Source organism: Gemmatimonadota bacterium (genome assembly GCA_026706845.1).
Classification (GTDB): Bacteria; Latescibacterota; UBA2968; order UBA2968; family UBA2968; genus VXRD01.
The window spans coordinates 12,395-26,495 of the sequence record JAPOXY010000058.1 but is presented as its reverse complement, the minus strand read 5'-3'; the positions used below and the strand labels follow the sequence as shown (position 1 = coordinate 26,495).

General features: G+C 52.0%; 11 protein-coding genes. 5 read left to right on the top strand and 6 right to left on the bottom strand.

The window, feature by feature from the left end; genetic code table 11:
* Positions 1-31: 31 nt before the first annotated feature.
* The 4 genes from ftsH to OXG87_05780 form a co-directional block, all read right to left on the bottom strand.
* Positions 32-2,158, bottom strand: a complete 2,127-nt coding sequence (gene ftsH, locus OXG87_05795; protein MCY3869051.1) for an ATP-dependent zinc metalloprotease FtsH — start codon at positions 2,156-2,158, stop codon at positions 32-34.
* A complete protein-coding gene (tilS, locus tag OXG87_05790; protein MCY3869050.1) occupies positions 2,155-3,579 on the bottom strand; it encodes a tRNA lysidine(34) synthetase TilS in 1,425 nt (474 codons plus the stop codon). Before tilS ends, ftsH begins: the two co-directional genes overlap by 4 nt.
* 108 nt (positions 3,580-3,687) lie before the next feature.
* Positions 3,688-5,223 carry a DUF6029 family protein gene (locus tag OXG87_05785; GenBank protein ID MCY3869049.1) on the bottom strand — a complete coding sequence of 512 codons (1,536 nt, stop codon included), beginning with the start codon at positions 5,221-5,223 and terminating at the stop codon, positions 3,688-3,690.
* On the bottom strand, positions 5,210-5,764 hold the full coding sequence (locus tag OXG87_05780) for a TlpA disulfide reductase family protein (GenBank protein ID MCY3869048.1): 555 nt from the start codon (positions 5,762-5,764) through the stop codon (positions 5,210-5,212). The genes OXG87_05785 and OXG87_05780 overlap by 14 nt, the downstream gene beginning before the upstream one ends.
* A 307-nt stretch (positions 5,765-6,071) precedes the next feature.
* Between OXG87_05780 and OXG87_05775 the strand changes: the two genes are divergently transcribed.
* Positions 6,072-7,304, top strand: a complete 1,233-nt coding sequence (locus OXG87_05775; GenBank protein MCY3869047.1) for a dicarboxylate/amino acid:cation symporter — start codon at positions 6,072-6,074, stop codon at positions 7,302-7,304.
* Between the two features lie 20 nt (positions 7,305-7,324).
* Positions 7,325-8,374 carry a Gfo/Idh/MocA family oxidoreductase gene (locus OXG87_05770; protein ID MCY3869046.1) on the top strand — a complete coding sequence of 350 codons (1,050 nt, stop codon included), beginning with the start codon at positions 7,325-7,327 and terminating at the stop codon, positions 8,372-8,374.
* Between the two features lie 75 nt (positions 8,375-8,449).
* Here the strand turns inward: OXG87_05770 and OXG87_05765 are convergent, their stop codons facing one another.
* Together OXG87_05765 and OXG87_05760 are read right to left on the bottom strand one after the other, a co-directional pair.
* Positions 8,450-9,991 (bottom strand): hypothetical protein, encoded by a 1,542-nt coding sequence (locus OXG87_05765; GenBank protein MCY3869045.1) that lies wholly within the window; start codon positions 9,989-9,991, stop codon positions 8,450-8,452.
* A 44-nt stretch (positions 9,992-10,035) separates the two neighbouring features.
* A complete protein-coding gene (locus OXG87_05760; protein MCY3869044.1) occupies positions 10,036-10,815 on the bottom strand; it encodes an alpha/beta fold hydrolase in 780 nt (259 codons plus the stop codon).
* 134 nt (positions 10,816-10,949) lie between these two features.
* On the opposite strand from OXG87_05760, the gene OXG87_05755 reads away from it, so the two are divergent.
* The 3 genes from OXG87_05755 (at position 10,950) to OXG87_05745 (ending at position 14,098) form a co-directional block, all read left to right on the top strand.
* Positions 10,950-11,120 carry a hypothetical protein gene (locus OXG87_05755; GenBank protein MCY3869043.1) on the top strand — a complete coding sequence of 57 codons (171 nt, stop codon included), beginning with the start codon at positions 10,950-10,952 and terminating at the stop codon, positions 11,118-11,120.
* Positions 11,121-11,197: 77 nt separating this feature from the next.
* Complete coding sequence (locus OXG87_05750) at positions 11,198-12,595, top strand: sulfatase-like hydrolase/transferase (GenBank protein MCY3869042.1); 1,398 nt, start codon at positions 11,198-11,200, stop codon at positions 12,593-12,595.
* A gap of 9 nt (positions 12,596-12,604) precedes the next feature.
* Entirely contained in the window at positions 12,605-14,098 is a 1,494-nt protein-coding gene (locus tag OXG87_05745; GenBank protein MCY3869041.1) for a sulfatase-like hydrolase/transferase, read from the top strand.
* Positions 14,099-14,101 lie beyond the last annotated feature (3 nt).

The following is a 14,101-nucleotide window of genomic DNA, read 5'->3' as shown; positions in this document are numbered from 1 at the left end:
AAAAAAGAGATGGCAACCGCCATCTTTTTTTTTAGTCATCCGATGGCTGTTTTTCTGGTTCAGAGGTGTGTTGTTCCGATGTTTGGTCTTCCCGATCTTCTTTCGATTCTTCTGGCTGTTTTTCTGGTTCGACTGGTTTTTCGAGTGTTTTGCCTTCTAATAACTGGTTGAGCTGTACATCGTCAAGAGTTTCAAATTCCAGCAGTGCTTTGGCGAGGATGTGGACTTTGTCGATGTTATCACTGAGCAATTGTTCGGCGCGGGATTCGGCTTTGAGTACGAAGTTTTTGATTTCCTCGTCGATCATTTCGGCCACTCTGTCGCTGTGGTCTCGACGTTGCGCCATTTCGCGGCCAAGGAATATTTCGTCGTTTTGTTGCCCGTAAGCAATGGGTCCGAGTTTTGGGCTCATGCCCCAATCGCAAACCATCTGCCGGGCGAGATTGGTGGCCATGCGGTAGTCTTGCTGCCCGCCTGTTGTGATTTCGCCAAAAACGAGTTTTTCGGCAATTCTCCCCCCCAATGCGTAAGCGAGAACCGCTTCACAATAACTCTGGGGATAGGTGTGGCGCTCGTCGATGGGCAGGGTGTGTGTGACGCCGAGGGCACGCCCGCGAGGAATGATGGTCACTTTGTGGAGGGGATCGCTTTCCGGAATGAGTTTGGCAACCAGCGCGTGACCAATTTCGTGATAGGACGTGAGGCGTTTTTCTTTGTCGGAAATGACAAGGCTGCGTCGCTCTGCACCCATCATGACTTTGTCTTTGGCGTCTTCAAAGTCGTTCATGGTTACGCGGTCTCGATTATTTCTGGAAGCCAGAAGCGCGGCTTCGTTGACCAGATTGGCGAGGTCTGCGCCTGCCAGTCCGGGCGTTCCGCGCGCCAGCACCTGTAAGTTGACGTCGTCGGAGAGGGGTGTGTTGCGAGTGTGGACTTTCAAAATGCCTTCGCGTCCCCTGATGTCGGGACGATCCACCACGACCTGGCGGTCGAAGCGCCCGGGGCGCAACAGGGCGGGGTCGAGCACGTCGGGACGGTTGGTAGCTGCGATGAGGATGAGGCCCTCTTTGGATTCAAAACCATCCATTTCTACCAGGAGTTGATTGAGGGTTTGCTCGCGTTCGTCGTGACCGCCTCCAATACCTGCGCCACGGTGCCGTCCCACAGCATCTATTTCGTCGATAAAGATGATGCACGGGGCGTGATTTTTTCCCTGTTCAAAGAGATCGCGCACGCGCGAGGCACCCACGCCGACAAACATTTCGACAAAATCTGAGCCACTCATTAAAAAGAATGGGACATCCGCTTCGCCTGCGACAGCGCGTGCCATATGCGTTTTGCCCGTGCCCGGGGGACCAACCAGGAGTACGCCTTTGGGGATGCGTCCACCCAGACGTTGAAATTTGCGCGGATCTTTCAGGAATTCGATGATTTCCTGTAGTTCTTGCTTGGCTTCTTCGGCACCTGCAACGTCTTTGAATGTGATTTGGGTTTTATCTTCAGAGATGAGTTTTGCTTTGCTTTTGCCAAAGCTGAACGCGCCTTTGGGACCTCCTTGCATCTGACGCAAAATGAAAAGCCAAAGCCCTATGAACAGGATCCATGGCAAAAAATTAAAAAATATGTTGAGCCAGTTGGAGGGTTTTTGAAAGCGGAAGTCAACGCCGTATTTGAGCCATTCTTCGCGGGTCTGGGCATCTACGACGCCAAGGTCAACGACAAACTCGCGAAAGGTCTGCTGTTGTCTTCGCCCCGGTGGGGTAAGCTCTTCTGTGACGAGACGGCCGTGAAATTCGTTTTCAATAATAATCGCGCTCTGGATTTTTCCCTCTTCGAGAAGCATTTTGTACTCTTTGTAGCTGAGTACGACATCGCTGGAGGGGTCGCTGCCAAAAAATTTGGAAGCAAAAATGGCAACCAGGACAAAAAATATCCAGAAAGCCAGTGGTTTTGAGATGTGCCGCCAGGGCCGCTTGCCATTCTCCGAAGCCCCATTGCGATCAGCATTATCCCGATTGAGCACTGACAGGTTGGGGCGCCGCTCTTTTTTTTCTTCAGGCGCGTCATCTTCAGGCTGTGTGGGAGCGCGATCAGGCGTCTCGTCGGATGACTGTGTTTCTTCATCCGGTTTCGAGTCCCTGTCTTTGGGGTCGGTCATAAATGCCTCTTTTCGCATTGTGTGATCATGCTGCTATACGTTGCTTTGAGCACGCACCGGGTATCTGGCGTGATCGGTGCGATCTGTGAACGCCGAAGGCCAACGACCCACAGAATGGTCGCACCACTCACCAGCAGTGGTATTTCACCACGCAGTGGGCGGGGTATTTTGCTGTCGCCGAACAATCTGCTGACTTTTTTTTTCCCCTGCATGCCAAACGGGTGAAACCAGTCGCCCGGCCTGGGTGAACGGAGATACAACGCCCGGTTGGGAAGTTGATCCAGGTCAAAAAAGACGGTGTGTTTCGCTGTCTTTGAACTGCTGTGGCAGTTGTACACCGTTCGCAGGTGTTCATGGTTGACCCGTTTTAATATGTTTATTGAGAATTTGCCGTTGATATCGAGCGGCACATCGGGTTCAACCAAAAAGCAGTAAGCTCGGGCGGGTTGGGTTATAATGAGTGTGTCCTGTGCGCGATAAGCTGAGATTTCTGGCGTTATTTGAATGCTGTTTCCAGGAGTGGAAGCAATTTCGAGAATGCGTTCAACAACCTGAAAACGCGCGGCTTCGGCACTGGCCTGGAGGGCAAAGAGCACCTTTCGAATCAGACGACGCCGAAGTGATATATGATAACCGAAAAATCGCTTAACATCAAGGATAAATTTTCGACTATCGCGGTACAGGAGGGTTTCTGAAAGTGCCTGTTCCGCAATGTTTTCGAGGTGTGCATCGTCATTCTGCAGCAGGGTTGCCGAGCGTGAAAGGAGATCTTCTATTTGGGGATTATACGCCTTTTGCAGGTGGGGTATCAGGTCTGTGCGAATGCGATTGCGCAGAAATTTTGGATCGCTATTTGTTTCATCGCGCAGCACCTGCAAATTGCGACTGCGTACATAAGATTCAATTTCCGATCTGGAAATTGAGAGCAAGGGACGCATCCAGCAGGTTTCTGAAATTGGACGCATGCCTCCCAATCCGGTGAGCCCTGCACCTCGAACAAGGCGCAATAGAACGGTTTCTGCCTGATCGCTTTTTGTATGGCCAAGCGCGATCTTATTTGCGCCGGTTTTTTGTTTTACGGTGTCGAGAAATGCTCGCCGTGCATCGCGCGCTGCTTCTTCGAGAGATTGCTTTTTATTTTTTGCTCGCTGCAGGACATCTTCCTTTCCGATATAGACGGGATAGTTTCGGGCGATCTGTTTGACAAACGCGGCATCGCTTTCGGCATTGGGACGAAGTTGATGATTGAGATGCGCGATATAAAGTGTGAGGTGCCATTTTGATTTGAGGCGGTGGAGCAGATCAAATAAGGTGACGGAGTCGGGACCACCAGATAGGGCTACGACTACCCCATCACCTGGCGTGAGGAGGCGTTCTTGTTGGATATAGGCTTCAACGCGATGTAGAATATCCAGGGGCATGCCGAGTTCCATTTTGCGAGTGTTTGGACGCGCGAATAGCGTCTGAAGTTTCTCTGGTAAATATAAAAAAATCGGCTGTGGATTTACAGCCGATTTTTACGCTTGTGACTAAAAGTAGGTATTGAGGCGCATTTCCACGCCTTTGAAGGGGAGTACCAGATAGCAGGTCCCCGATGTACAGGCGGTACCTCCTCGCCGTTCACCCACAAAGAGGACGGCGTCGTAATGCGTGCCAAACCGCGCATTGATGTTGAGAGATACGAAGGTGCGGCTGCCGGTTTCGATGTCGAAAGTTTCTGGACGGTCAACTTCAAAAGGATCAGTCGTGTGATCGACGACAAGGGCTGCGCCAAAACCGCGCGCGTGTTGTGCGGAGAGCGCGCCATAAGTATTCGAAAAGTACGGGTCATCTTTAAAATGGACGGCGCTTTGATACTGGAGGTCGAGGCCAAGGGTATGGCCTCGGTCGGTTGTGGTTTCAAAAATCGCGCCGCCTGTGCGGTGGCTGTCGATGCTTTCGATGTCGTCTTTGCCCCAGTTAAAAAAGAAGGTGGCGGTCAGGTTGTCAAATTTATACAGGTCAAAAGAGAAGTGTCTCTCTTTAAAAAAAGTCTGTACCGTCGGAGCCAAATCATTGCGTGCGTGACTGATATTGACGGTGAAATTGCCCAGGCTCAGTGGCGTATAAGTGCCTTCGATTTGATAGCCTTTTTCGCTGGCGAGTAGCAGTACATGTGTGTTTCGGTTGAGCAAAGAAGCGGTGTGTTCGCGGATGAGCGATGGGGGGTCATTGAAGTGGAGGTGCATGTTGTCGTAATTTTTGTATTCAACACTCAACCCCAGTTGGTTCCAGCCCACATTGCCCGATAAGTAGAGGGCAGATCCTTTTTCGTTGTCTTCACGCCGTGCATATTCGCCTTCGCGTTGTGCGTATTCGCCGTAGAAGCTGCCGTATAGACCGGCTTTTTGCAGAATATTAGAAAGGTCGAGGTCGGCAAAACCAGACCAGGCCCAGTTTTTGTCGATGAGGGAATCTCTGGGGGTGATGTGGACGCCTGTACTGCCAATTTTGAGGTTGGAAGTAAGTCTGATGGCGAGTTCGCCGCCCGTGACCCAATCTCCTCGACGAGAAATACTGCGTGGCGGGGTGCCGGATTTGGCACCTGGTGGAATATCGCTGAGTGCGGATCGACCGATGAGTGCTCTGGCTACTACGCGATTGCCAGTCCATGAGGCTGTGGCGCCTTCAAGATCCTGGGTTGGGGCATAGCGCAGGCGATAAATGGGGCTTTCGAGCACGACACCGGGCAGTTCAAATGCGCGAAGTGTGAGGCCCCGCCCGAGAATTGCGTAGTAATTGCCGATTTCCACATTCGCAACACCATGGTTCCACCGCGCGTATTTCTGCGTGATTTGATACGTTTCACGATCTGCGCCCCAGGTGTTGTAAACTTCTGCTCTTAAACCAACCTGCAATCCCTTTTGCGTAAAGTCGAGATTCAGCTGATTGTAGGCTGTAGAGATGGATGTGGAGTCAGATCCAGGTATTTCACCGCGCTGCATTTCCGTCAATCCCGTGACGGTGATTTGTGCAGAGATGGGGGATGTGAAGAGCAGGACGAGGAGCAGGCTACTTGCTTTCATCTGGGGTTTCCTTTTTTTCTGATGCTTCCTTTTCTTCCGATGCTTCTTTTTCCTTGGATGCTTTCTTTTCGGGTAACAGGACTTCTAAAGCGTCGATGATGGCTTTCCCATCGGATAAGCCGGCCTCTCGCAATACAATTTCCCTGTCTGGAGCAATGAGAATTGTGGTGGGCAGGGCGCGAACTTGCATGCGTTGCATAACCGATCCATCGGCGTCAATGGCGATTGGGAATGTGATGTTGCGCCCTCGCAAAAATGGGCGAATGCGGTTTTGTCCACGGGGGCCATCTTCGTTTACGCCGAGAACGGTGAGTCCTCTGTCGGCGTATTTGGCGTGGATTTCTTCGAGCTTGGGCATTGCTTTGATGCAGGGTTTGCACCACGTGGCCCAGAAGTCGAGTAACACAGGACCTTTTTCGAGGAGGGCAGTTAGTTGTACCCGCTCGCCACTGAGGCCCGGCAGGTTGAAATCGGGGGCTTCGGTTGCGCGGACAGATGATGAGATGAGAAGGCAGAGCGATAATGCGAGAAGTTTTTTCATGAGATAACCTCTGGGAAAGTGTGAAGTGTGGAGTAGCTGAGCGTTGTATGTTATACGTAAAGGCGGTGCCTATGTTCCCGCCAGTTGTTGTAAGAGCAACCAACCGATATAAAATATGCCGAATTTTGCGTTTGAAGTGAAGAATTATTTTGAGATGTTGGTGTAAACAGATAACACCTGTTCTTAAACAAATCCGTGTGCGAAAATAGGGACGGTGAAAAAACAATGGTGTAAAGGTGGGATGTAGGGTTATTTTATTTAACTCATCAGATCAGAGAATACTGCAAATCCCCAAGAGAGAATAAACATGCGTTCGCTCCATGTACAAATCCTCATCGCGTTGATCCTCGGCGCAATAAGTGGCGTGCTATTAGGTGAATCCGTTCTCCACTTTGCCTTTTTGGGAACCCTCTTCCTCAAGGGCCTTAAAATGATCATGGTTCCCCTGATCGTCGCTTCCATTGTTTCAGGGGTGGTCGGCATAGGCCAGGTCGGTCAGTTTGGACGCCTGAGTGCTCAGACTTTTACCTACTACCTGAGTACCAGCCTGTTGTCCATTATCACCGGCCTGGTATTGGTCAATGCCATAAGTCCAGGCAAAGGAGCACAGTTGCATTTGCAAGCGCCTCCTGAACAATTGGCCCATTCCATAGCTCAATTCGGCGATGGTCCCAAAGCCGCTCTTGAGCGGTTGTTGTTGGATATGGTGCCGGATAATGTATTCAAGGCCCTGGCGGAGGGACAGATTTTGTCCGTGATTGTCTTTTGCTTTCTTCTCGGATTTGCCATTATCCGCTTGCCCGATTCGCACCAAGAACGTCTGCGTGGGTTTTTCCAATCGGCTTTTGAAGCTATGATGCAAATAACTCATTTTATTATTCGTCTGGCACCCATCGGCATTTTTGCCCTGGTTGCCAAAGTTGTTGGCACCACCGGCCTGTCGATTTTTGCCAATTTGGGGCTGTACGCCTTCACTGTCTTTGCTGGTCTGGTCGTCCACGCGGCGATTATTCTGCCGCTTGTGCTCTATTTTTTCGGTGGCATATCGCCTCTATCCCTTCTTCGCGCCATGAGTCCGGCTCTTCTCACGGCTTTTTCTACCAGTTCTTCTTCGGCGACCTTGCCCATTACCATTGAATCGCTGGAACAACGCGCTGGCGTTTCCAACCGCACTACCAGTTTTGTCGCGCCGTTAGGAGCTACTATCAATATGGACGGTACAGCCCTATTCGAATGTGTTGCCGCCCTGTTTATTGCTCAAGCATATGGGGTTGAGCTGGGATTTATCCAGCAATTCCTGGTCGTTCTTACTGCTTTGTTGGCTTCTATCGGCGCGGCCGGTATTCCTATGACGGGGCTGGTTATGCTTTCTATTGTCCTATCCTCTGTGGGATTGCCTCTGGAGGGGGTTGGCCTGATCATAGCTGTGGATCGCATTCTGGATATGTGTCGCACCACTGTCAATGTCTGGAGCGATTCGTGTGGCACTGCCCTGATAGCCCGTTACCAGGGCGAAAACGCGCTCGCGTCAAAACACTGACACTTACTTTGGAGGTTGTTATGGTTTCGATAGGTATTATCGGATTGGGATTTATGGGTATGACGCATTATCGGGGGATTCGGAATGTGCGTGGAGGTAAGGTGGCTGCGATATGCACGCGCAGTCCCAAAAAGCGGGCGGGAGACTGGCGGGGTTTGGGAGGCAATTTTGGCGAGCCGGGGGGTGTGGAAGATCTTTCGGGTATTCGCACGTATGAGAAGATTGATGATTTGCTATCGGATGATTCTATTGATCTGGTCGATATTTGTTTGCCGACGTCACAACACTGCGAGGTTGCGATCGCTGCGATGCGCGCGGGCAAGCATGTGCTGGTCGAAAAGCCCATTGCGTTGAGTCTGGAGGATGCCGACCGCATGGTGCGGGTTTCCGAACAGACGGGAAGGTTGATGATGGTGGCACAGGTTTTGCCCTTTTTCCCGGAGTTTGCCTATCTCAAGCAGGTGGTCGATGGCGGGGAATACGGCAATGTGCTCGGTGCGCATTTTAAGCGCGTTATTTCGCAGCCCAATTGGACGGCGGCTTTTGGCAATATGGAAAAGAGCGGGGGACCGGGCGTCGATTTGCATATTCACGATACGCATTATATCCTGGTGCTGCTCGGTCGGCCAGATCAGGTGGTGTCTTCGGGCAGGCTGGTGCGAGATCGGTATGTGGAATATATTTCGACGAGTTATCAATATGACAGCCGGCCGGATTTGTGCGTGACGTGTGCTTCGGGTGCTATTTCTCAGCAGGGCAGGGCGTTTACACACGGGTTTGAGGTTTATATGGAGCGGGCTACGGTGCTTTTCGAGTTTTCGACTCTGGGCGGCAAGCCGGTTGTGACGATGCCTGTGACCTTGCTTACGGATGATGGTGAGGTGCGAGTACCGGATTTGGGCGATGCAGATCCCGTTGTGGCATTTACCAACGAGATTCAAGCTGCGGTAGATGCTGTGGAAAGCGGGGAGGTTGCCAGAGAAATTTCTGGTGAAAGTGCCGCTGACGCGCTTCGTCTGTGTTTTGTGGAGGTTGAGTCGGTAAGGCGCAGGCAGGCGGTGGCGGTGTGAGGAGGGGCGCATTCTATATCGGCTACAAAAAAAATAGGGGCGAACATACAGTTCGCCCCTGTGCTGATTCCGCTTTTAACGCATTCTCACCTCTGCTACAGGTGTTCCCGCTGCCCCGTCGAGCATGAGACTGCTCGCTCTGGCAAGGGTGGCTGATATGTTTTCGAGGCTTTGGCCGTCGAAGGATTGACCGCCAATGATTTTGGGGCTGATAATGAGTGCCTGGCCAGCAGGTTCATCGAATAGGGCGAATGTCACGCCGCTGCCATAGCGCGCCATAGCGCTCATTGTGTCGTGAAATTGGGAGATGGTCTGGGTAGAGACATCGCTGGCTTTCATTTCGATGAAGACAATATCGGGAAGTGCGGCATCCATGGCTTTTTGCGCGACCTCGGTGATGAATGCGCTACCGAGCTTGCGGCTTTCTTCGCTGTCCATCAATACGCCGGATACCAGCCGCCCAAATGCCTCATCTTTGATGACTTTTTTGAGTTTGAGAGCTTCCGGGGTCAGCTTGGGTTTGACCATGCGGTCGATATACCGCTGCGATTTGCCCTGTTTTATGGCTGTGCCGAGTTGTTCTTCTATGGTGCCTGCGATTTTTTCGAGGCTGGGTGCGTTGACGGCAGAAGGGCTGTATCTGGTACCATAGCCCTTGGCTTTGCTAACTATGGGGGGGATTTCTTTTTCCCCAGACTGGTAGAAAGCCAATGTGCGCGTATGGGTTTTGTCCTCGACGGCTTTGTTGTGATATTCAAATAGCGAAGGGACTTTGAGATTTTTGCCTTTGATTGCATTGGGTGAAGCCGTTTGAACGGTGGTCATCCAATCGCGCGATTTTTTGCCGTAGTCGATATTGTTAAATAATGCCCCTCTGTACGTCAGATAGGCGGGGATATTCGATCCCGACCCCGATCCGGTGACCGCAATGATGACCACGCCTTTGGGCAAGCCCTGGTCTGGTAGGACAAAAGATTCGAAAGCGTGTTCGATCATGGCGTATTGAGCAGGTGTAAAGTCGGTGATATTCAGACTGGGACCTCCGCGTCCACCTCCACCACCGCGTGCTCCTTGCCCCTGGCGTCCCTGCCCACCACTGCGTGCTCCTTGCCCTTGCCCTCGTCGGCCTCCCTGTCCGCCACCGCGCACTCCTTGTCCCTGGCGCTCCTGTCCACCACCGCGTGCTCCTTGTTGCCCCCGACGGCCCTGTCTGCTGCCCTGCAGTGCCTGAAATTCGCGCAAGATATTGCCGAATACCGCGTTAAATTCCTGGCGATCGGTGTTGAGGATTTTGCGAAAGAAGAGTTCGAGTTGTTGGTGACGAACGGGAAACAGATCGTCCCATTTTTTAGCCTGATCGAGTATGTACATCTGTATGGGGGCTGGCATTTGGTTGAGAATCTGCGCGTTGGCTTCGAGGAGTTTTTGGGCATCCCAGGGGTATTCGGCAAATTGTCTGCGTTGCTGGGGGCTCAAATCCGCGCGTCCACCCCCTCCGCCGCCGCGTCCACCACCGCCACGTCCACCCCCTCCGCGCTGTGCGTAAATATCTGACAGGTCTAAGGTGCATAGTGCCGCGCCCATCAGTAAGATCGATAGCCATCTTGAAGGTCGCATGGTTGCCTCCCGTGTGAAGAGATGACGCGTTTTCATACATCGTTTCAAAGATTTTTGTCGAGCCAGTCCAGGGCGGTTGTCCACGCGTTGCCCTGGGCGAGTAAATCGAGTCCACGCCCCGTTCCCTGGAAGCCGACCACGGCAGTAACTCCCCGGGTCAATTCAGACATGGTTTGGGATGTGGTGTAGGCATATCCATCGCCAAAAGCCGCGAGATAGAGGATATTGCGCGGTGCAAAACCGGGGATATTGGTGCCGGTGAGGACTACCTGAACCTGGTTCCCGAGAAAGTTGGGCGAAACGGATACGGTCGCTTTGATATCGGAAAACAAACCCGCGCTTACAAAGGCGATATCGGCACCGAGGTCTGTACCGATGACGCCGATGCGATTGGGGTCGGCTTCTGAGCGGGTTTTGAGAAATGCAATTGCAGCGACGACATCGAGCGGCATCTGGTTGACGTCATCAATGGAAAAGTTCTGGATTGTGACCGGTTGTCCATTGCGGAAGATGCTGTTGCCATGTCCTCTAAGGTCAAAGGCGAGTGCCAGATAGCCCCGCTCGGCAACGAGTTCGGGAACAAAATCTGCCCATTGAACGTGATTTTCGTTAAATGGGTGGAGCAGGATGACTGCAGGGCGAGGCGTGGGGTGATTGGGAGAAGAAAAGAGCGTGCCAAATAACAGAAATCCGTCTGGCGTTTGAAATTGTACGGGTTCCAGACGCGCGTGTTGGGCGGTGAGGCCGGATTCAGTAGGCGTCGGCGCAGTGGTGCTGCCGCCGCATCCGATTAAAAATATTGCGATCCACAGGTATTGGCGCATGATATTATCCTTTGAGCTATTTTATTTTTGACTATTGTAGATAGATGTTTGTTCCTCGGAATAAGGGGAACATAAGGCAATTGAACTATAATAGCAAGCGAGCAAGCAAGCATACCCCATTTTAAGGAGGAAAGATGCCAGAATTTACGCGCTATGATTTGATTCTGATGGCGATTACCGGAGGACTTTTTATCGTGGGATTGTGGTGTACGATTTTTGCCTTTCTCTATGGTTTTATGAAGCGCTTAGATCAGATTATTTTGCTGTTGAAGCAGGCGAATCGAGATGCCGATGAGGCTTCTTGAGACCGGTTGCCAATTTCACTTTGGGCATTTATATTGGGCGAAATAGTTCTCAAAAACAAATTCAGAAAGGACACTGAATGGGCAAACCGAATATTTTGATGATTATAACTGATCAGCAGCGATGGGATGCGCTGAGTTGTGTGAGCGATTGGCTGGAGACGCCCAATATGGACCGCATTGCAACAGAGGGCGTGCGGTTTTCAAATTGCGTGACCAATTCGCCGGTGTGTATTCCAACGCGGTTGAGTCTGGCTACCGGGCACTATCCGCACAATACAGGCGTGTGGGATAATCAGAACCACACGCTATCGCCAGATTGTCCAACGTGGATGCAGGCGGTGCGCGATGCGGGGTATCGCACGAGTCTGTTTGGCAAGACGCATTTACATCCGCACGGAGGCGATTTGAGAGATCGCGAGCATTTGATGCACAGTTATGGACTTGATGATGTGGATGAGATTGGCGGGCCAAGGGCGAGCGCGCGATGTTTGTCGTACATGACGGCGATGTGGGAAGAGAAGGGGTTGTGGGATGCGTATAAGGCGGATTTCGATGAGCGTTTTAGCAATAAGCCCTGGGTGACGCGGCCATCGACATTGCCTTTTGATGATTATGCGGATGTGTATGTGGGGCAGCAGGCAAAGAAGTATCTGGCGGGATATGACCGCGATCAGCCGTGGTTTTGCTGGGTGAGTTTTGGGGGGCCGCACGAACCTTGGGATACGCCAGAGCCCCATTATAGCCGGTACAATCCGGAGGATATGCCCGATCCGGTTGTGGCGCCAGATGATGATCGCGAGCGCCCACGGGGTTTGTTGGACGCCAAGCAAAAGATACCGTTTGAACCGGGGGAAGAGAAATTGTTGCGCGCAAATTACGCGGGCAATGTCGCGTTGATCGACGATCAGATTGGCGAGATTTTCGATGTGATTGAACAGCGCGGCGAGATGGATAATACGGTTGTTGTGCTGATGTCGGATCACGGCGAGATGAATGGGGATTACGGTTTTATTTATAAGAGCAATCTTTTAAATGGTGCGGTGCGGGTTCCCCTGCTGATTCGCACGCCCGAGACAGCGAGTGGTGATGTCGCTGGTTCGGTGTGTGATAGTCCGATTGAGTGGTTTGATGTGGGACCGACGCTGGTCGAGCTTGCAGGTGGTGAACTCGACTTCAGGCAGTTTGCCAAATCGGCCTGTCCCGTTCTCGAAGATCCGACGCGAGAACACCGCACAGAAGCGATATCGGAATACGGCGGGGAAATTATGTTGTTGAATCGCGAATGGAAAATCGCGCTGAATCGCGAAGGGCAGCCCTATTTGCTTTTCAATGTGCAAGAAGATCCCGATGAGGTGAATAATCTCGCGGGTTTGCCCGAGATGGCCGAGGTTGAGAATCAACTGCGTCTGCGGATTCTCGATCGCGTGGCTTCGTCACAGGTTTTGTCAGGGGCGCATTTTGCGTTGGGGACATGAGGTGAGAGTATGTTTGAGGGTAAGCCACATATCATTTTTATCATTACCGATCAGCAGCGTTTTGATACCATTCATGCGTGGGGATATGATTATATGGTTACGCCCACGCTGGATCGGCTCGCGCGTGAGAGTGTATCGTTTCGCCAGGCGTATTGTCCCGGTGCGACGTGCGTGGCGTCGCGGGCGGCGATTTTTACGGGTATGTACCCGCATACGACGGGCGTTTATAGTTTTGATCACTGGGCAAATCACCGCAACTGGGTGCAGGATTTATCGGATGCGGGCTACTATTGCGTGAATATTGGCAAGATGCACTTGACTCCGCGTGATATTCCCGGCGGATTTCACGACCGCGTTATTGTGGAAAATCCCACCAATAAGGCGCTGGACGGCGGTGGGGCAGATGACGATTGGGGCAGGTATATGACGTTTCACAATGTGAAGCGGCCCAATGATCGCAATAAGGCAGATCCCGAGTGGCTCAACAAATGTCAGGGGGTTGTGTGGCACGAGGAGGAGCGCTTTCACAGCGATGTGTTTATCGGCAATTCTGCGTTGAACTGGATTCGCAATCACCAGGGTGATAAACCGCTGTTTTTACAGATCGGTTTTACGGGACCTCACGAGCCTTGGGATCCCTTGCCGCGTCATCTGGATCTGTATTGCGATCGAGATATGCCGCCGTGTGTGAAGCGCGATGGGGAATTGGAGGATAAGCCGCCGCAACATGCGGCGCATCTGGATATGCACGCGACGACTGATCACGAATCGCAAATCGATTTGCGCGGGCGTACAGATGATGAACTCGCCGAGATGAAGCGGCATTATTACGGGAATATTTCGACGGTTGATGAAAAGCTGGGCGAGATTATGGATGCTCTGCAAGCGCGGGGGTGGTTGGAGAATAGTTTGTTGATTTTTTGTTCCGATCACGGCGAGATGCTGGGCGACCACGGGTTGGCGTATAAGTGGTTAATGTACGATCCGATTGTGCATATTCCGCTGATGATTCGCACGCCGCAGTCTGTTGATCGTCCGTGCGAAACGCGCGATCTGGTTTCGCTTATGGATCTGGGTCCGACGATTTTAGAGGCTGCGGGAGTAGCTGTTCCGACCTATTTGGAGGGCCGCTCTTTGATGCCGTATTTGAATGGGGAGACGCCCGTGCCTCGAAAATACGTTTTTTGCGAGGATAATTATCAGATTATGATGCGGTCACAGACCCATAAGATGGTGTATTATATCGGGCAAGCAGAAGGCGAGTTGTATGATTTAGATCGCGATCCCGGAGAGTTGTGGAATGTTTGGGATAGGTCTGAATACGCCGATGTGAAAGGCGAGATGTTCACAGATTTGCTCAGTTGGATGGCGACGAGCAATTATTACAATGCCGGATACAAACGCCAGCGCAGCAAGCAATACGGCATGCGATGGCCCTCGGAAAATGATGCGTATTTGCACGGGCGCAAAGGGCAACCAAAACCCCGGGTTGTCGATTTGTAGAGG